Source organism: Bartonella sp. MU37NMGALS (assembly GCF_042194015.1).
In the GTDB taxonomy this organism is placed as follows: Bacteria; Pseudomonadota; Alphaproteobacteria; order Rhizobiales; family Rhizobiaceae; genus Bartonella; species Bartonella grahamii.
Genome location: NZ_JBHIML010000008.1, coordinates 1 through 19,339, shown reverse-complemented (window position 1 = coordinate 19,339; position 19,339 = coordinate 1). Strand labels below are relative to the sequence as shown.

At 35.4% G+C, this 19,339-nt stretch carries 12 protein-coding genes, 1 tRNA gene and 6 pseudogenes; 11 read left to right on the top strand and 8 right to left on the bottom strand.

Annotated features, from left to right (window positions below):
* Nucleotides 1-348 precede the first annotated feature (348 nt).
* Nucleotides 349-480 (top strand): hypothetical protein, encoded by a 132-nt coding sequence (locus ACFIJP_RS05830; RefSeq protein ID WP_375626221.1) that lies wholly within the window; start codon nt 349-351, stop codon nt 478-480.
* 308 nt (nt 481-788) lie between these two features.
* The gene (locus tag ACFIJP_RS05825; protein ID WP_375626294.1) at nt 789-917 is read left to right on the top strand and encodes a hypothetical protein; all 129 of its coding nucleotides are present in this window, start codon (nt 789-791) and stop codon (nt 915-917) included.
* A 608-nt stretch (nt 918-1,525) separates the two neighbouring features.
* On the opposite strand, the gene ACFIJP_RS05820 is transcribed toward ACFIJP_RS05825, so the two are convergent.
* Complete coding sequence (locus ACFIJP_RS05820) at nt 1,526-3,094, bottom strand: TerC family protein (RefSeq protein WP_375626220.1); 1,569 nt, start codon at nt 3,092-3,094, stop codon at nt 1,526-1,528.
* 437 nt (nt 3,095-3,531) lie between these two features.
* On the opposite strand from ACFIJP_RS05820, the gene ACFIJP_RS05815 reads away from it, so the two are divergent.
* A tRNA-Lys gene (locus ACFIJP_RS05815) sits at nt 3,532-3,607 on the top strand.
* A 1,308-nt stretch (nt 3,608-4,915) separates the two neighbouring features.
* On the opposite strand, the gene ACFIJP_RS05810 is transcribed toward ACFIJP_RS05815, so the two are convergent.
* The 4 genes from ACFIJP_RS05810 to ACFIJP_RS05795 form a co-directional block, all read right to left on the bottom strand.
* Complete coding sequence (locus tag ACFIJP_RS05810) at nt 4,916-5,869, bottom strand: YbhN family protein (RefSeq protein WP_375626218.1); 954 nt, start codon at nt 5,867-5,869, stop codon at nt 4,916-4,918.
* A gap of 15 nt (nt 5,870-5,884) precedes the next feature.
* Nucleotides 5,885-7,636 carry a YbaL family putative K(+) efflux transporter gene (ybaL, locus tag ACFIJP_RS05805; RefSeq protein ID WP_375626217.1) on the bottom strand — a complete coding sequence of 584 codons (1,752 nt, stop codon included), beginning with the start codon at nt 7,634-7,636 and terminating at the stop codon, nt 5,885-5,887.
* A gap of 99 nt (nt 7,637-7,735) precedes the next feature.
* Complete coding sequence (secD, locus tag ACFIJP_RS05800; RefSeq protein WP_375626215.1) at nt 7,736-10,249, bottom strand: protein translocase subunit SecD; 2,514 nt, start codon at nt 10,247-10,249, stop codon at nt 7,736-7,738.
* A gap of 92 nt (nt 10,250-10,341) precedes the next feature.
* Nucleotides 10,342-10,719, bottom strand: coding sequence for a hypothetical protein (locus ACFIJP_RS05795; protein ID WP_375626213.1), 378 nt, complete (start codon nt 10,717-10,719; stop codon nt 10,342-10,344).
* A 179-nt stretch (nt 10,720-10,898) separates the two neighbouring features.
* Between ACFIJP_RS05795 and ACFIJP_RS05790 the strand changes: the two genes are divergently transcribed.
* The 3 genes from ACFIJP_RS05790 to ACFIJP_RS05780 all read left to right on the top strand — a co-directional run bounded on the left by ACFIJP_RS05790 (nt 10,899) and on the right by ACFIJP_RS05780 (nt 15,078).
* Nucleotides 10,899-13,274, top strand: a complete 2,376-nt coding sequence (locus tag ACFIJP_RS05790; protein ID WP_375626211.1) for a mechanosensitive ion channel domain-containing protein — start codon at nt 10,899-10,901, stop codon at nt 13,272-13,274.
* Nucleotides 13,268-13,540, top strand: a complete 273-nt coding sequence (locus tag ACFIJP_RS05785) for a hypothetical protein (protein ID WP_375626209.1) — start codon at nt 13,268-13,270, stop codon at nt 13,538-13,540. The genes ACFIJP_RS05790 and ACFIJP_RS05785 overlap by 7 nt, the downstream gene beginning before the upstream one ends.
* 560 nt (nt 13,541-14,100) lie before the next feature.
* Nucleotides 14,101-15,078, top strand: coding sequence for an outer membrane protein (locus tag ACFIJP_RS05780; RefSeq protein ID WP_375626207.1), 978 nt, complete (start codon nt 14,101-14,103; stop codon nt 15,076-15,078).
* A 326-nt stretch (nt 15,079-15,404) separates the two neighbouring features.
* Here ACFIJP_RS05780 and ACFIJP_RS05775 read toward each other — a convergent pair.
* Nucleotides 15,405-15,764 (bottom strand): annotated as a pseudogene (locus ACFIJP_RS05775) (hypothetical protein); the annotation flags it as partial.
* 176 nt (nt 15,765-15,940) lie between these two features.
* Here ACFIJP_RS05775 and ACFIJP_RS05770 point away from each other — a divergent pair.
* Nucleotides 15,941-16,134, top strand: a pseudogene (locus tag ACFIJP_RS05770) (hypothetical protein); the annotation flags it as partial.
* A gap of 6 nt (nt 16,135-16,140) precedes the next feature.
* Nucleotides 16,141-16,440 (top strand): annotated as a pseudogene (locus ACFIJP_RS05765) (BrnA antitoxin family protein).
* 51 nt (nt 16,441-16,491) lie between these two features.
* Here ACFIJP_RS05765 and ACFIJP_RS05760 read toward each other — a convergent pair.
* Nucleotides 16,492-17,017: pseudogene (locus tag ACFIJP_RS05760) on the bottom strand (antA/AntB antirepressor family protein).
* A gap of 59 nt (nt 17,018-17,076) precedes the next feature.
* Here ACFIJP_RS05760 and ACFIJP_RS05755 point away from each other — a divergent pair.
* From ACFIJP_RS05755 to ACFIJP_RS05745, 3 genes and pseudogenes are all read left to right on the top strand, one after another.
* Entirely contained in the window at nt 17,077-17,331 is a 255-nt protein-coding gene (locus ACFIJP_RS05755; RefSeq protein ID WP_375626205.1) for a hypothetical protein, read from the top strand.
* A gap of 68 nt (nt 17,332-17,399) precedes the next feature.
* Nucleotides 17,400-17,988 (top strand): annotated as a pseudogene (locus ACFIJP_RS05750) (lambda exonuclease family protein).
* 68 nt (nt 17,989-18,056) lie between these two features.
* Nucleotides 18,057-18,261, top strand: a pseudogene (locus ACFIJP_RS05745) (helix-turn-helix transcriptional regulator).
* 200 nt (nt 18,262-18,461) lie between these two features.
* Here ACFIJP_RS05745 and ACFIJP_RS05740 read toward each other — a convergent pair.
* On the bottom strand, nt 18,462-19,339 hold an 878-nt coding region (locus ACFIJP_RS05740; protein WP_375626204.1), incomplete at its 5' end, for a tyrosine-type recombinase/integrase.

Genomic DNA, 19,339 nt, shown 5'->3' with positions numbered 1-19,339 from the left:
GTTTATGAACTGTTATGAATGATAGCTGCTTTTCACTTTATTTGAATGTTTACATGCCTTATAACATTTGCATCATAATTTGCTTTTTATAGTCTATTCATACATGGCAATTGTTTATAAAAAATGGTCAATTGAATCACGTATAAAGTGTGAATTCTAAATGGAATTCATATGAAATAATTTCACACAAACTATTGACTTTGTTGTGTGTTTTTTATGATAAGATTCTTCTCTTATACGGCGTTATCAATTTTATTTGCAAAAATCTGCTTCGCTTTTGACTTTTGATATGGATACAACCTCTTTTGAGGTAGAGCAAAGAATTTTTTAGCCATGGAGAGTGCAACAGTGTTCTTCAAAAATCTTGATTGGTCTGTTGAAAAAATTAAAGAGGTAGATAATTATTCAGCACGTTATCAACTACCAGATTGTGAAGTACAAATTCTTTATAATGACGCAATTATCAAAGGTTATCCGTAATTTGATGTTGGAGTTTCGATTAGTACTGGTATTTTAGCTACTGCCTGCATGGTAATTGATCCCTATCAATTCTCAGCACTTACAAGATCTACAACTTGATTTTTATAAAAAGGGGTTGAGAGTTTGTGAAGAAGAAATATATGCGGATTGGTTGGAATTAAGCTTGATTATCTCTTGAAATAGGCGATAGAAAAAAATTGATCTTCATAAATGCTTTTATTCCAGATATGGAGCACTACCTTGGCAAAAGAGTGAAGTTGAGGCAATAAGGTTATCAAGATAGATGATGCAGATTATAGCTACTTCATATTGGTGCACTGGCTTTATTGGGTAATGTTGCAACCTTACAATCTTATTATCAAAGTTTCAGTGCAGGGGATCATTTAGCTTTGATGAAAATACCCAAAAGACTCATCTTGAACGTGCATTGGCTTTAGCCAAAGAAGTGGTGAAATCTAAGAAACTCAGCTACACTTTAATTGCAAAAGTAGCAAAAAATATGAGCCATGTGGAAGAAAAACAAAGTTCTTAATAAGAGCTTTCTAGAGAGGTGGAGCTTCATTCTTGGAAGGAAAAAAATAGCTAAATTTATCGAAACAAAAGATAAGAAATATCAAGAAGATCTCAAAAAATTATAGGAACCAGAGTCTAGTTTAACGCTGCCATTATTAGTTGAGTGAACCCAACAATGGCGGAGTTCTATCCATTGGCAGAAATCTGATGTTTGAAAGATGATTTCTTGATGTGAAGCTAATGTTATAATAAATAATTATTATAAATCAATATGTTGTATATATTCATAATTTTTGAGATTAATGACCATTGACAAATAATTTTGCATCATTTTTTCTCTTACAGCTTTTTGTAAATCATCAATGAAAATTTTTATAATGGAAAGTTTATTGATAACATAACTTTTGTATGTTCATTACTTTACGCTTAAAAAATATAAAAATAATGAAATGCAATTAAGTCATCAACTTCTTATTCTTTTCAATTTTTAATCATAAAAAAATCTTTTTATTCATCTTGCTTATAAAAAGAATTAGCTTTTTTCTGGTAAGACAATTGGAGAAATAAGAATTTTAGATATGTTTCGGCGTTCCATTTCAATCACTTTAAAGTGTAAACCATCAGTTTCAAAACTTTCTCCCTCATTTGGTAAATGACCAAACTGCCAAAGCATAAAGCCTGCCAGAGTCGTATAACGATCTGCTTCATCCACAAGGTTACGCCCAAGATAACCACTTAAACGGCGGATATCAGCATATCCCTCAACAAGAAGACTGCCATTTTCAAGTTGTTCTGCGATCATGAGTTCTTCATCGTCATCAGGAAAGTCTCCTGCAATAGCTTCAAGAATATCGGTTGGTGTTGCAATTCCTTCAAAAGATCCATGCTCATCAACAATAATTGCAAGCTGAATCGAAGAATGACGTAATTGCTCCATCAATCGTAAAACACTTGTGTTTTCATGAACAACGAGGGGTTCTCGCATAGCTTTTTTCCAATTAATCTTTTTCCCCTCAGCCAAATTCAAAAGAAGATCTTTTGTCAACGCAACGCCAACAAATTCATCCACTTTTTCACGCGCAAGAATTAAGCGGCTATGTTTAACCTTTTGTAATTCTTCACGCATTTCATTTTCATCAGCATTTAAATCTAACCATTCAATTTCATTACGCGGCGACATGATAGAGCGAACAGGGCGATCAGCTAAATCAAGAACACCACGAATCATCTCCTTTTCTTCTGGTCTAAACAACTCAGATGCTGCGGCCTGTTCAGCAATAACATCTACAGTCTCAGCAAGGTGACTATCTTTGCTTCCTCCTCCTAAGAGCCTCAAAACAGCATCAGCTGTTCTACTGCGTAGATCATTCGTTTTAATCATTTTTTCACGGTTACGACGTCCAATTTGATTAAAAACTTCGATGAGAACAGAAAAACCAATAGCAGCATACAAATACCCTTTTGGAATATGAAAACCAAATCCTTCAACAATGAGAGTAAAACCAATCATCATCAAAAAACCAAGACAAAGGATTACAATAGTGGGATGACGATTAATAAAACGCATAAGAGCACCAGATCCGCACATCATTACTCCCATAGCAGCTATGACTGCAATATACATAACTGCTGCCTGCTCTTTTGCAATCATACCTGTTGCGGTAATAATACTGTCTAGTGAAAAAACGGCATCCAGCACCACGACTTGGACGATTACTTGCCAAAAAACAGCATAACCAAGGCCTGTTTTTCTTTCATGTGATACCCCTTCTAACCTTTCATGTAATTCTAGCGTTCCCTTTGCTAGCAAAAAGGCTCCACCACCGATTAAAATAAAGCTATGCCAACTAAATACAAAAGATGAAAGTGAAAGAATGACTCTATCGAGTCTCATAACCCATCCAATAACTGTAAGAAGGAAAAGCCGCATAATTAATGCTAAAGTAAGACCTAGAAAGCGTGCGCGGTCACGCAAATGCAGTGGCAATTTTTCAGCTAAAATTGCAATAAAGATAAGGTTATCTATTCCTAAAACAATTTCGAGAAAAACCAACGTGATCAAACCAAACCACGCATGGGGATCAGTGATCCATTCCATCATTCCTTACCTTTTAGAAGCTTAAAAGCGCGCGATTGACAAAAAAAATTCATAGGCTTTTATTCGTATATTGGATCATGAACATTGAATGTAAAAAAATTTATATTCAACGAAAAAACCAGCAAAATATTGCTTGAATGCATGTGATTACTGATAAAACAAAATGATGCCCCATCCCGCTTAAAACCACAAGAAGGTTCCTCTAAATTTTGCTCGGGCATTATGCTCGATAATCCTCCAACTATAGATTCTGTATAACAATCAGAACATTTATTTATAAGGTTTCTTATAATGGGGTTATTTTTATATAAGATCAAGTGGAGAATATCATATTTTTAACCTTACAGACAATGAGTCTATATAACAAACAACAAAATATCTGGACATCCATCCTTAGGAGCGTTATAGAAACGCTCATTCTCATCTTTTGGGAAGCTTATGGGTGATTAGCTCAGTCGGTAGAGCAGCTGACTCTTAATCAGCGGGTCGTGGGTTCGATCCCCTCATCACCCACCATTCGATTTTATACCATAAATAACTTAATTGATTGCGTAAATTTTTTAAGATACGAGTTGCTAAATAAAATTGGGAAGTAGGATTTCCCCATATGCGTTTGTTTAAAAGTGAAGATTGTTGATATAGCTTAGTCATCAGGTTTTGTACTTTTAGAGGGCTTAAAGAACTTCCAAAAGATATTTAAAGATCTTTTAATGCGTATTGTTTCTTTTTTTTAATCGCAATTGGTAAGGAGAAGTTTCTTACCGACAATTGTGTTATTAAAGGGGTATAAAAATCAACAGTTTTCACTTCTTTTAATATAAATTGATTAAATTTTTTTTGGATTTTTGGCATATTGTTTAAAGATAGAAGAAACTTTACATTTTAGTTGTGTCAGTAGCGTGGATATTTTTTGATAACTCTCCTACTTAAACAAAAAATCTCTGTAATAATCATCAGTATTCCAAGAGGATAAATCAAGATAAAACAAAGTAGTTAGATGGACATAACAGGAATAAAATTAGATCAGTTTAATTGTTTAAAGCTAATACCTGCTAAACGACAGAAAATAAGCTTTAATAAGGCTTCAAGTTTTTAAATATTAGACCTTACAGTTACGCTATACTGTTTTGCCTTTAGCTTAACCGCTAAAAAGATAAACATTAAGAAAGCTGCTCAGAATCATTATAATATATTGATTTATAATAATTAATTATTCTTTTTTGAAAAAAAACTTTATTGTAATAAACTTCTTTTGTTTCAATCCCTCTTATAATGAATTAATTAAAATTATTATTTTTGCATCATAAATGAGATTAACGTGTGGATAAAGACTATTGAAGAAAAGCATAAAAATGATTCTTATTAACGTTCTGAAGCGCTAAAAGTTATCACAACATTGGAAAAATAGTATAATGGTGCAGGCTTGCTCTTTCATTAAAAGGGTTCTTTAGGTATTCTTTATCTATAATAAATTTTCTTTTCAAACAATAAAATGAAATTATTTTCAGATAGAGGTTTTTAATTTTGCGCATTTGTTTTTTGCAAAAAGTTTTGCAATCATGTGCTTTATCTAACATAAAAATCGATTACACTATGAAATAGTACTTTTAGTATCCAATTTTATGGGAGTTTTTTTGAAGGAAAATAGATAAATATTTCTATGTTTTTCGTAAAGTAAGATTCTTATAAAAGGGGACCTTCAAGTTTCAATATAAAAAAGATAAATACAAATAATGATTGTATTAATTTACATATACAATCGAATTTAGTATAGATTATAGTCTTTATAGGCATACAAAAAAGAAGTCGTTGATAGCCTTTTATTTATTCAGGTGGTGTTTTGGAGGCTCTTTTCCAATATTGATGCGCTTCAAAAATGGCGACCACAAATAATGAAATGATGAGCGGTATAATCAAATAAAACATTCTAAAGACAATAAGTGCTGCAATAACATCGGTTGGATTTATATTGGGCATACCTGTTATGAAGAGAGCTTCAAGAACTCCTACTCCTCCTGCTGGAGCATTGGAGAGAAGAGTTATCGTAAAAGATGCTAGGAAAACACCAAGAACAGAGATAAAATGAATATCTGCATTGTGTGGGAGAACAGCATATATAATTCCTGCTGCTCCTAAAAGCTCTAGAGGGCTAATGAGAAGCTGTTGAATAACAATTTTCAACCGTGGATAAGAAAGTTGAATTTTCTTACCTAAGCGTAAGGGTTTTAACTGAAGCCAGCTGCCAAACGTATAAAGTGCTATACAGCTGAGTAAAATTGCTCCAGCTGTTGTTCCTAGCCATTCAGGAAGTTCTTTATGAATGAGGGTGATAATTTCGGGTTGCAGCACCAAAACGATTCCCAAAAGTAAGATTGTACCGATTACAAAAGTAAAAGAGCAAAAACCTACTAATATTGCGATTTCTGTTCCGTTTAACCCTTTCATTTTATAGGCGCGATAGCGTACAACGGCACCAGAAAAAACTGAAGCACCGATATTGTGTGAAAGAGCGTAGGTTGTAAATGAACATATAGCGATAAAAATCCAAGAAATTTTATGGCCTAGATGTTGCAAGGCAATTCGATCATATCCAGCAAGAGCAGCATAAGCTAGGAGAGAACATAAACAGGCTAATAACCAGTGCTGTGCATTTAAATTGCTCAAGCGCTCCAATACATCCCCAAATGAAATGGCAGAGAGCTTCATGTAAAGAATTCGAATAGATACCAGCATTGCTAAGATACCAATCAATGGCCATATAAATTGCTTTATTTTCACGATTCTGTATCCATTTTATGTTTTCTGTAAATTTTCATGATTGAGCATATTCCTTACAGATTTTCGTTCTGTTATATACTCTATAATGCCATTGGCAATTTCTTCATCATCTGTTACTACAACATCAGCACCTAAATCAATGAGATATGTTGTTTCTGTGTCGGATAATGCATGTGTGATTATTTGGATATCTTTCTTCATATCACGGATATTCACGATACATTCTCCGACTTCAATGGTACTTCGCATTGTAATAACAACTTTATGTGCATTATTTATATTTGCTGCGTTCATTATTTCTTGTTGAATGATATTACCGCAAATAGCCTCAAAGCCATCTGCAATCGCTTTATCAGAGAGGCGTTTTGATTCTTCTACGATCACTATAGGTTCACCTCTATTTATTAAAGATAATGCAACACACTTACCGATACGACCATAGCCAATAATTACGATATGGTTATTTTTTAAGGTCATCGGTAAAAAATCTTGGTCGGGATCTTGTGGATCAATATCAATAATTGTTTGGGCATTTTGTGAAGATGCAGAATTTTTTTCTAGACGTTTTTTAATTTTATTACAGGCAATGAAAACAAGAGGATTGAGCAAAATAGAAAAAATTGCTCCTCCAAGAATTAAATCATGAGCGTCATTGTTTAAAAGTCCTAAGCTTAAACTTAAACCAGCAAGGATAAAGGAAAATTCTCCGATTTGGGCAAGGCTTGCAGAAATAGTCAAAGCTGTTGCATTAGAATAGCGAAAAGCCTTAACGATGAAAAAGGCAACAGCAGATTTTCCGATTACGATAATGAATAAGGTTGCTAAGAGAGGAAAAAAATGAGTTAAGAGTTTCTCTGGGTCAAATAACATGCCTACAGAAACAAAAAAGAGAACAGAAAAGGCATCGCGCAGTGGTAAAGATTCTTCTGCGGCACGGTGGCTTAATTCTGATTCGCTCATGACCATACCAGCAAAAAAAGCACCAAGAGAAAGGGAAACACCAAATAAATGAGCGGCTCCGAAAGCTACTCCTAATGCAATAGCAAAGACGCTAAGACGAAATAATTCACGGGATCCCGATTGTGCGCTCATTTTTAAAAGCCATGGGATAACGCGTCGCCCAATGACGAGCATAAGTGCAATAAATACAATCACTTTCAGGATGGTGAGACCAAAAATACCCCAAATACTTAAATCCAACCATTGAACAAGAGGATCAAACGCTTCTTTTTTGGTATTGCTGATGGCACTTGCCAAGGAAGGGATGAGAACAAGTATAAGGACCATTGCTAAATCCTCAATAATCAACCATCCAACTGCAATGCGTCCTTTTTCTGTTTCAATAAGATGACGCTCCTGCAAAGCACGTAGCAGGATAACAGTACTTGCTATGGATAAAGCAAGACCGAAGATCAAACTACCACTGAAGCCCCATCCCATAATCAAACCAAGGCACAAACCTAGAAAAGTAGAAAATGCCATTTGTGCAATAGCAGCGGGGACAGCAATAGCTTTGACAGATAAAAGATCTTTTAATGAAAAGTGGAGCCCAACACCAAACATCAGCAAAATAATGCCAATTTCAGCAAGTTGATTAATGATGACGGAATCTATTTTAAATCCACCTGTATTGGGTCCCACAATAACACCAGCTAACAAATAGCCTACAAGTGGTGAAATACGCAAACGGCTAGCAATCATTCCCAAGAGAAATGCTAAACATAAACCTGCAACAATAGTTGTGATAAGTGGTGTGTCGTGGAGCATGGATTATTTACTATTCTTGATCAAAAAGCGAATGAATGAAAATGATTATATTTCTATGAGAAGAGAGGCGAAATGTATCATACGTATTAAAGGGCATTTTTATTTCACTTTGGTATTCGCACGATTATTTCGTTCACGCCACCAATTTCCTAGCAGGAGTAAAATAGGAGCAGCAATAAAGATAGAGGATGATGTTGCAATAATAATCCCAAAGACCATGGGCAATGCAAAATTATGCACAGCACTTCCACCCCATATCGCCATGGGGAGCATAGCAAGAATTGTTGTGGCTGATGTAAAAAAACAACGTACAAGAACCTGATTAATTGACAGATCAATCAGCTCGCGCAACGGCATTTTTTTATAAAGACGCATATTCTCGCGCATCCTATCATAGACGACAACTTTATCATTTATAGAATATCCAACAATTGTTAAGAGTGCAGCGATAGCCGTTAAATTAAAATCAAATTGAAATAAAGCAAAAAAGCCAATCATTTTTGTGGTGTCTAGAATGAGAGTGATAATTGCTCCAATGGCAAAGAACCACTCGAAGCGTAACCATATATAGAGAGACATGGCAATAGCCGCAAGAATAACAGCAGTAAAAGCAGCTGTGGCAAGCTCGCCTGAAATTTTGGGACCAACCACTTCTATTTGATCGAATGTGGTATCGGGATAGATATTTTGTACAGCTGTTTTGACCTTATCAATGGCGATGGTTTGTTGTGCTTCGCTACCGCTTTGTTTCTGCATGCGAATTAATACGGTATTTTCGTTATCAATATTTTGCAAGGTAACTTCACCAATATTAAGAGTAGAAAGCTTGGAACGCAGAGTTGCTAGATCTGCTGGTGCTTTCGTGGTAATACTCATTTGGCTTCCGCCAATGAAATCAATTCCGAAATTCAATCCAGGCTTAAAAAAGAGAAAAACTGAAGCCATTGACAAAACAATTGAGACGCCAATACCAATGAAGCGTGCTTTCATAAAGTGGAAAGTTGTGTTTTGTGGCAGGATGTTGAAAGCAGAGTGAATATGCAATTTTTTAATTTTCCATTTACGAACGATCCAAATCATGATGATGCGTACAATGGTGATATTTGTAAACATGGAGATGATAATACCAAGCAACATTGTTACGGCAAAACCACGAACGGGACCAGTACCGAACCAAAATAGTAAGACGGTCGCTATAATTGCTGTAACATTTGCATCAACAATGGTTGCAAAAGCGTGTTTAAATCCACGATCTAGGGCTGCAAAAGCACCCACACCTTTTCGACTTTCTTCACGGATACGTTCATTGATGAGAATATTAGCATCAACAGCAATACCGATGCCTAAAATAATACCAGCAATACCAGGCAGGGTAAGCGTAGCTCCCAAAAGACTCAGTGCAGCAAATGTTAAAATCGTGTGTAGAGCTAGTGCTATATTGGCAATTAATCCCCAAATGCGGTAGAGAAGAAAAATAAAAATTGCAACAAGAATAAAGCCAATTATGCCGGTGTAAAGTCCCATTTGGATGGCATCAGCACCAAGATTTGGACCTACGGTTCTCTCTTCAATGACCGTGAGTGGTGCGGGGAGGGAACCAGCACGAAGCAAAGCAGCCAGAGTTGAGGCTTCTTTTGGGTCAAAGTTTCCTGTAATTTGACCTTGTCCATTGGGAATGACACTATTGATGGTCGGAGCGGTTAAAACCTTATTATCTAAAACAATAGCAAAAGGACGGTTAATATTTTGTCGTGTTATATCGGCAAATATTTTTGCACCAGCGGAATCTAGAGTAAATGAAATAATGGAACGTCCTGGTATTTGGGGGTCAAAACCTGCACGGGCATCTTTCAGGACATTTCCATCTAAAGCGATTTGATCATAAATCGCATAATGTTGTGTTGCATCAGTATATCCAGGAAGAATAGAAACACCTATAGGGGGATTATTGGGGTCCACATTAGAAGGAACAAGATGAAAACTCATCTTAGCGGTTGTTCCTAAAAGATCACGTAGTTGTTTTGGATCTTGTAGTCCGGGCAATTGGACCATAATACGATCATTTCCGACCTTTTGGATGGCTGGTTCTGAAACACCAACTTGATCTATACGGCGACGGATGATTTCTAAGCTTTGTTCAATAGCATTGCTTACACGGTCTTTTATACCAGCTTCCGTTAATGTGACGCGGAGAGTTTCATTTTGAGCACTGATCGTGATGTTATGTTCTGTTGTACCAAAGCTACTGTGTATGGGGGTTATTAATGTTTTCAAAGCAGAGAGTGCTTTTTCAGTTTGCGATGGATCAGAAATAAGGGCAATAATGCTATCTTCAACGATACGCACACTTGAGGTGCGGATTTGTTTTTCACGCAATACATTGCGTACACTGCCTAAAACTATGTGTAACTGATCGCGTTTTAACGTTTTGCTATCAACCTCGAGCAGGAGAGAAGAGCCTCCTTGAAGGTCAAGACCAAGTGCTACACGGGTGTCGGGTAAGAATTTCGAGTTTTTAACTTGTTCGTATGAAAATAAATTGGGTAAGGCAACATAAATGCTGCTTAAAAGAATAAAACAATAAAGGGTAGTTAACCAACCAGGTGTACGCATGATATATTCCGCTAATAGGCAATCTAACAGTTATTCAAAGTTAAAAGCACAAGTAAAATTAAGATGATCGTTTTATATTCAAGGAAGAGAATTTAAGTGTGTTCATTAGGAGGAGCGCGTTTATTTGAGAAATATTGCGTTTTAACGCTACGAAATCGCGTATCAATAGCTGGAATCTTTATTAAAAAGAAATCCAATGTTAGGATTTTTTGAAGGGTTCTCGTAAAAATAGATTCTGTATGGAGTGTTACAAGTTTTTTGTTTTCAGTTGTGGTAACATTCAACTGATCACGCTTATTGTGTAAATCAAATCTATTCGTTTTAATGGTATTATTAGTGTGTGACTGTTTGATCAAATAGGCACGCGTTCCTAGGTTGCTCGTCAAGAATACACCTAAACTGGATAGAAAAATCCAAGTTGTCAAAGGAAGAAAATTTTCTTTTTTGCAATAGAGGTGCAAAAAACACATGCTAGAGTGCCTTCTTTAATCTTATTGAGTTCAGCTTATTTATTATCCTTTTCTCTTATTATCAGTATTATAGGATAAGGGAAAGCTTTTATAAGATTATTCTACAAAAGTTGAAAATATCTGCTTTATACCATATTAAGGAGGGGGGATAAAATCCTTTTTGTGCGCATAAGGTCGATATGTATTCATTTTGTAGAGAAAACATCCACATACTTTTCCTTCTTTTGGGGATTATCTTTGTATTTAATTCTGGTGCATGGGGGAATAAGGGTGCACAAAATACAATTGTCGAACAAACAATAGATTCTTATTCAGTTGATGAAATTATTCAACAACAGCAGTTGATTATTGAGACTCTTGAAGAAAATAGTGAAACTTTAAAAAGAGATTTTGACAGAAAGTCAGAAGATGAGCGTTCTTTAGAAGAATTGCGGTTACGTGCACAAGATATCAGTGAACGTGCTATTGAGGCAGCATTTGTTTTGCGTCCTCCTCTTAATGAGATTAATACACTTCTTGATCAATTAACAGAGCTTCATCGTGACGTAAAAAAACTGAAAAGCTCAGTGAAAGAGTATTCTTACTTGATAGAGCAAAAAGCTAAAATTAACAGTATCATGCTTCGTTTTGAAGAAATTTTCTTAGCGGCAAATGGGATAGCTGAACTTTCTATTTCTCAATCTCGGGAGCTTTTTAAACGCACGCTTACGTATAGGTTTGAGTTTTCGATTCCGATGGTTAAACAGCTCGCCCAAAAAACAAAAGAGGCTTCATCAGATTTTCTTTTGTTGTTAAATTCTTGGTGGAATTTTATATTTTATTTCAAGTTGTTACAACTATTTCTTTCCTTTTTAATTCCACTTTTTATCACTTTGGGTCTTTCGTATTTTTCTCGAAAAGTTCTTGTTCATGTGTATTGCCACTTTAGGAAGTCTAATGAGGAAATATCTTATTTACAACGCTTATTGATCGCCTTTATTTCAGTTCTCTTACCTTCGCTTATATGTACTCTTTGCGTTTATCTTGTGTTGTTTTTGTTTCGTAGTTTTAACTTAGATCTAGGTAAGCTTACAACAGTTTTTGATATGATAGGTTGTCAGATTATTTTAGTATTTTTAATCAATCGCTTAGCAATTGTTCTTTTATCTTCGAATATGCCCCATGCGCGTCTTTTCAGTATTGCACCATCGTCTGCTTATCAATTAGTGATTTTACTCACTTCTTTAGCGGGTGTGTTGGCATTTGATGCTGTTCTTGATAGTATTTATCAAATCATTTCAGCGCCTCTATCTTTGACAATTGCTAAAAGTTTTATTGCTGTTTTTCTTGTAGCGATATTGCTGTTTATAATATCATTTGTACCTTTGCGATTTAGACGTAAGCGTTTTCAAGGAGAAAAAAAAGAACCATACTTTTGGCCATTTTATATACGCATTCCTCTTATTGGCTTGGGGGTACTGCTCTTTGTGTTAAATCTTTTAGGTTATGTTGGTCTTGCACGTTTTATTATGCAGCAAATTATGATTGGTGGAGCATTTTTAGTTCTCATGTATTTAGGAATACAAAGCGCTCAAGCACTTGGAACTAAAGGCCAATTTATGAAAACAACGGTTGGTCATCTTTTGATGCAGAGGTTTCATTTAGAAGAAAAAACGATGAATCAATTGGGAGTTTTTGTGAGCGTTTTTCTCAATTTATTTGTTGTTGTATTTTGTGCAATGCCAATTGCTGTACAGTTTGGATTTTCCTATTCTGATTTGAAAGCAGTATTGTGGCAATTGGTTACTGGTTTTCAGATTGGAAATATTACTCTTTCTTTGATTTCTATTATAACAGGAATTATTTCTTTTTGTGTTTGCTGGTTTCTTATTCGCCGATTTATTGGTTGGTTAGATAGTGTGGTGTTGGTTCATGGAGAGTTTGATTCTGGTATACGGAATTCTATTAAAACAGTGATAAGTTATGGAGGCGTTGTTGTGTCTGCTTTGACGGGATTGTCAATGGCAGGTTTGGATCTTAGAAATTTCGCTCTTATTGCTGGAGGACTTTCACTTGGTATAGGTTTTGGTTTACAGAATATTGTCCAAAACTTTGTCTCTGGACTTATTATTTTAGTTGGCAGACCGTTTAAAATAGGAGACTATATAGAATCTGGATCAGTAGGTGGTGTTGTTAAGCGTATTAGTGTGCGTGCAACGGAACTTGAGACCATTCAGCGTAAGACGATTATTATTCCCAATTCAAGCCTTATTAATAACAACGTTAGTAATTGGACTAGACGTAATAAAGTAGGACGAATTGATATACCAGTTACTGTATCATCTAAAGTTGCTCCAGAGCATGTTGCTGAAATTTTGTTGGAGATTGCTTTTGCAACAGAAGGCGTTTTAAAAAATCCTACCCCGCAGGTGAGTTTTACAGCATTTGATCATAAGAGTTTTTCCTTTAATTTAGCTATTTATGTGCCTAATATTACCTCACCTTCTCATGTAACCAATGCTCTTCGATTTGTCTTATATAAGCGTTTTGCTGAGGAAGGAATCTTAGAATGCTGAAATATATTTATGCTTTGATTACAGTTATTCTATTGAATATTTTTACCATAACAGCTTTTGCCGCAACAGTGAAGAATACAGATTTAAAGGTACAGTCTCTCATTGTTGTCGAGGGAAGTATACCTTCAAAAGTTTCTTTAAATACTCATCAAACAATTACAATTTGTATGAAGGGATGTTTTATAACTTTTCCTAATAAAGACCGTTTTGCAATAAAGGCAGATGATAATATAGAAATCAGTAGGGGAAGAGCAATTTTTAAATAAAATGATTGAGAATTTTTATTTAGAGATAATGTTTAGAAGGATAATGATATTGTCGTATTAATAATCTCATCCTTTAGAAAATGGTAGAAAAAAGGTATGATTGTAGTATAAAATAAGTATATTTTTTATACTATATGGAATCTAAAGTATGCATTTTGGGTATAAAAATATTGAGGTATTTATAATATTTTTAATGAATATCGATTTTTTAAAAATAGTTACATCATTTTTAGAATTTTTCTCATAAAAAAATTTATAAAATATACTATTTTGTTATTTTTTGCGTTTGTTTTGATACAAAATGTTTTATATTTTATCATTTAAAAAATATAATAGGTATTTTTATTAAATATTTATTATTTGAAGTATTCATTATTCTAATATTTTAAAATTTATTTGATAATATTAAATTTTGATGTAATGATATATTAATCTAGTGATAGATTTAAATGTAACTATAAAGGAGTACATGCGATTTTTCGGCATAAGATTTTATAAAACTTTGTTTTTCTAAATGTTATTTTTGATTATATTTAAATTTAGCAATGGGGTATAATTTTATGAATACAAAATTTATAACAGCATCTTTTTTTTCTTTGATTTCATCTTCTATAGTACAGGCTGCAGATGTGGTGGCTCATGAGGAGCCAGTACACGTTGCCTCAGAAGTTGTTGCTTCTTCACCTTTTTCTTGGGCAGGTATTTATTTCGGGGGGCAAGTGGGTGGCTTTTCAGGTAAGACTTCTGCAATGACGCGTGATGTTGATATTCCTCTCTATCCTGATGAGGAGAGTAAAAGTAAACCATGGATACCTGTCGAGAAACAGTATATGCCTGAGCTTTCTGGATTTATAGGTGGTTTTTATGCAGGTGTTAATTTTGATCTCGGTAATAATTTTATTGTGGGGATTGATACGGATATGCTTTTAACGGAAAAAAAGGATACAAAAACAAGATTTCATGCTGATGAATCGAGTGCTGGTGGAACGGGCACTGAAGGAGCGGGTACTGAAGGAGCGGGTACTGAAGGAGCGGGCACTGAAGGAGCGGGCACTGAAGGAGCGGGCACTGAAGGAGCGGGCACTGAAGGAGCGGGCACTGAAGGAAAAAGTCGAAAAAGGGCAAAATTTGTCAGGAAACAGAGTAGAGGCTTGTCTCGCTCTGTTGCAGAGGATAAAGACAGTTTAACTTTTAATCATACGTTAAAACAAAAATGGACAGGTGCTACACGGGTGCGTGTTGGGTTTTCTGCGGGGCGTGTGATGCCTTATATTGCTGGTGGTATTGCTTATGGACAGTTTCAGGATATTTTGTCGACAGTAATTAAGGGAGGTGAGCCCTTTAGTAGGACATCGGATGCAACAAAAACGATGATTGGTTATACTCTCGGTGGTGGTGTTGATTTTGCAATGACAGATCATCTTGTTGTGCGTGCGGAGTATCGTTACTCAGATTTTGGTAAAAAGAAATTTAAAGACGAGATTGAAGTTAAGTATAAGACGAATGATTTTCGCGCAGGAATAGCTTACAAATTCTAGTTTTGTAGGATAAAGGAGCTTAAATTTAAAAGGTTCTATCTCTTTGATAGGGCCTTTATTTTTTAAATGGTATGCATTGTAAATGCTATTTTATAGTGAAGAAAGGGTCTTTGATTTTGAGTGATGATGAGGAGATAAGAGAGAATTATTTAAATTCTTAATTGTTAAGAATAAAAATTCTTTGGTTCACAAGGTATAGTTAAAATATTTATTTGCAAAGAAGGAATGATTCGTTTTTTGTATTATTGCGGTTATCACATGATAATATCGTTATAGCGTTAAAAAAGTAAACTTAAAGATAGTTTTTCTATCTAAACAATTAGAAGATGAAGAAAATTCAACATGGCATTACGGTGCGCTCTTCCAAACTCACGGGCTGCTCTCTTTACTTCTTCACGGTCAACGGTTGTTTCGCGTAGTCGTTCAAGTGCAATTTTTTCGCTTTCAAGCGGAACTTGCATCTGCTCCAGTTCTATTTTGTATTCATTGGCTCCATCTGTGGAGGCTTGTTTTATCTTTGTCTGTGGTTGTCCATCAGGCGCTAAAAGTGAAGCAGGGCGCTTTGTTGGATTCTCATTCCATATGGCTATTGCAAGAGCTTCATTGATAGAACCATCTTCAAAAAGAGCCTCATCAAATTTGCCTGTTTTAAATCGTGAAACAACCGTATTAGGAGAGACACGCATCTTTTTCACAAACGCACGAACCGATATGCTATGCCGTTTTTTTTATTCATAGTTTCTCTATTTTAAATGGTTTGTGCGAATTATTGTACACTTTAATTTTATTGATGGTGTGATATTTTTCGTGTACATAAAAGTATATGAAGATAGTGTAGGATGGACCAAAAAGAGCTTTAAACATTGATAAACATAAGCTTGATTTTGCTGATGTTATTTACTTTGACTGGGAACATGCTCTTATTGGTGCACAAATTCAAATCGCATGAGGGCTATTGGACATTTTTCTGATGGCATCGTAGTTGTTGTTTTTGCAAAGCTTGGCAATGAAGCGGTGTCCATTATCAATTTTCCTCAAGAGAATAAGAAAGAGAGGTTTTCAATGACTAAAAAAACCTTTGAAACAGGATGTGGCTACACAAAAGAAGATTGGGACGCTGTGGATTCTCCACCACTAACAGATGAAGAACTTGTAGGCCTAAAGCCAGCTAAAGAAGTTTTACCTGCTTCTTTTTTTATATGTAGCACAAGAACGCCGCAAATATGGGCGTCTACCAGTTGAATCTCCCAAATAGGCGGTTACTTTATTTCTTTACCAAAACGTTATTGCCTCTTTGTAAGAAACCGGGGAGAGACTGGCGCGTGCGTATGGGGAAGTTTTAAAAAAGCAAGTGGTATCTAAAGCAACCACCTCCTCATTTTTAAGAAAGAGGAGGGGATTTCTGTTTTTTACTTATGCAGCTTTCATGAAAGATCTTTTTAAGACCTGTTTTACTTCTTTAATGAGAGCTTTATAATGTTCAAGTTCTTTTTCGAGTCCATTTGCATCTAACAAACGTCTTATCATCAATCCTAAGATCTCTTCAACACCGGCAGTTTTTTTAAACACTCATAAGAAAATAATTCATAATCAACAGATTGGCTTTTCAACTTTTTTCGCATTCAATAAAATAGCGACATGTTTGACGTCCTTTCTTATTGCGTTTAACCATTGAGAACTCTTTTGCTATATCTAATCTAAGGTGATAATTAATTGCTGTAACAGCCCTAGATTTTACGCTTCCCAATTTTGGGAACCGCAAATCTTGTGTTTTTATGAAATCTTTTCCTTCTTCAAATTCATACTGATTAATACGATCTGTAATCCAATTAGAAAAACGTTTTCCTATTCCAAAAAATGTGTGCAACTCGCGTGCGTTTACTGTTTGAACAGCTTCCGGATTAATAACCTGTTCTCTAATTTCTATAAGATTGTTCATAAAGAACTCCTTGTGTTTAGATGTTTTTGATTGACACTCAATAAAAGGAATATTTCCTTTTGATGCTACAGGGAGCAAAAATAACATCCAAGCGGTTGGTTCTACTCTCACCTACGCACGATGGAACAATGCTTCTTTCAGGTGTCTCTCTTGAACAAATGAATGAGATCAGAGAATTAATAGAACAGACAAGATCGGATGAAAGTAAGCTTCTCTCTTTCATAGGAGTAAAAAACTTCACAGATATGTCTTATAAACAAGCACAAACCGCTTTGTTTTCTTTGAAAAAAAGCAATGCTCTCGCAAATGAATAAAGCACAATAAGAGCAACAAACGGCGGTGTGAGATGGAGCAACGAACAGCAGAATAGTTTCAAGCACGCTTGGGTAAAGTCACCGCATCTAATGTCTACAGCGTACTCAGTAAGGCAGCAAAATGTTTGCTGAAAAGCAAATGTGAAGATTACAAAATGAAACTCATAATAAGAGCGCTTAACAGGGGAAATAAGCCAATCTCATACAACACCTGCTATGCAATGGGGCATTGAACATGAGGATGATACCTTGAAAGAATATGCATTCATTTATAATGTCGATATAATAGAATGTGGATTCATCCAACATCCTACAATAGAAATAGTTGATGCAAGTCCTGATGGGTTCATTGGAGAGGACGGTTTAATTGAAGTCAAATGTTCACAATCAACGACTCATCTTCGTTTTTTTGTATATGACGAAATCAAGCCAGAATATCACGTACAGATGCAATTCCAAATGGCATGCACCGGACGCAAATGGTGTGATTTCATGAACTATAATCCAAACTTTGTAGGTAAATCTACTGGTTTGAGAATGAAAATCAAACGCATCCTCCATGATGAGAAACACATTGAAGAGATTAATAAAACTGTTGAAACCTTCTTAGCGGAAATAGAACAAGAGATGCACAAGATTTTGACAAAAGCCGCTTAAACCTATGGGGGTGCTTCCCCCAACACCCCCGCCCATTTAATTAATATAAAAAAGAGAAAGGCAATGAGATGATACTTGATGATGGAGATAGATATGTAACAACCCGTGAATGTGCAAAGCTTTTTAGTGTATCCACAACCACAATTTGTAATTGGGTATTTCAAAGGGGTATTTCCAGAACTATATAAGCTAGGTAGAGCAGTGAGGTGGAGAAAGAAAGAGATCTTAACCGTCACTCCAAAGAAAAATAAGGAGAAAATAGGAGTAAATTAGGTAAAGTTGTATAAACCGTAGAAGGTGGTCTAAAAGCTGGTCTGAAAATGGCTATTTAAAGAAAAAATCTATATATTTCAATATGTTTAAAAAATCACATGGTGCCCAAAAGAGATTCAATAATTTTAAATAAAATAAATGAGTTATTGCGATATGGGGGAAATTTATCGTTATTGATTCCATTAATGTTTTTTATAGCACTATCCCTCATTTTTTTGGAGCTTTTTTATCGCTTCTATAGCTAGCCTTTTGCGATCTGCGCTTTTTGTATAAAGAGATGCCATGTTGTCGTCGGTCCATCCAAAAATTGCCTTGAGTTGTGATACTGTTGCACCAGAATTAGCGGCGCGTGTTGCTGCTAATTTTCTTAAGCCATGTGCTGATTTTTTGATTCCCGCCGCATTACACGCTTCACGAAATAAGTTTCCAAAACTTTCTTTTACGAGTTTATTTCCGTTTTTTCCGCAAATGAATGTTTCATTTCCAATAGGACCAATTTTTAGAGTTTCTGCTAATTCAGGCAAAATGGGTAGAAAAACATCTGTTTGGAATTTACTTTTCTCTGTCTTGAGATGAATGATATTATCTTTGACATCTTTCCAACCAATTCGTACCGCATCACCACGACGCAAACCCGTGTAAAGAAGAACATCAATCCAGACGCGTTCATGTGAACCATGTGACCAATGGTGATAATATTTTTCAACATCTTCTTCTGTCCAAACAGCAAATCCATCTTTGTTGTTGAGAGGAGGTCTTTTTATTCCTAAAGCTGGGTTATTCTCCAGAAGTTCTTGATCGATCGCCCAATTAAAAAGTCCATTAAGGGCTTTTAGAAAATTTTGGGCAGCTGTTGGTTTTTCTTTGCGGCGTTCAACACCCGCTGTAATATGTGATTTCTTTATTTCTCTGTATGGAATGTTTCCTATAGCATCACATACCTTCATAAGGATAAGTTCTCTTTGTCTTTTCGTAGCTTTAGCAAGGCTATGCCAATGAACGCTGTTAAAGTATTGTTTAAGCAGCCATGCAAATGAACCTTCAACAAGTTTACCGGTTTTTGATTTAGGAAGTATAA

What these genes read in the sequence shown, in the direction of transcription:
- ACFIJP_RS05820 (WP_375626220.1), bottom strand. Translation starts at nt 3,094, where the DNA reads ATGATGGAATGGATCACTGATCCCCATGCGTGGTTTGGTTTGATCACG.
- ybaL (WP_375626217.1), bottom strand. Translation starts at nt 7,636, where the DNA reads ATGCTCCACGACACACCACTTATCACAACTATTGTTGCAGGTTTATGT.
- secD (WP_375626215.1), bottom strand. Translation starts at nt 10,249, where the DNA reads ATGCGTACACCTGGTTGGTTAACTACCCTTTATTGTTTTATTCTTTTA.
- ACFIJP_RS05795 (WP_375626213.1), bottom strand. Translation starts at nt 10,719, where the DNA reads ATGTGTTTTTTGCACCTCTATTGCAAAAAAGAAAATTTTCTTCCTTTG.
- ACFIJP_RS05790 (WP_375626211.1), top strand. Translation starts at nt 10,899, where the DNA reads ATGTATTCATTTTGTAGAGAAAACATCCACATACTTTTCCTTCTTTTG.
- ACFIJP_RS05785 (WP_375626209.1), top strand. Translation starts at nt 13,268, where the DNA reads ATGCTGAAATATATTTATGCTTTGATTACAGTTATTCTATTGAATATT.
- ACFIJP_RS05780 (WP_375626207.1), top strand. Translation starts at nt 14,101, where the DNA reads ATGAATACAAAATTTATAACAGCATCTTTTTTTTCTTTGATTTCATCT.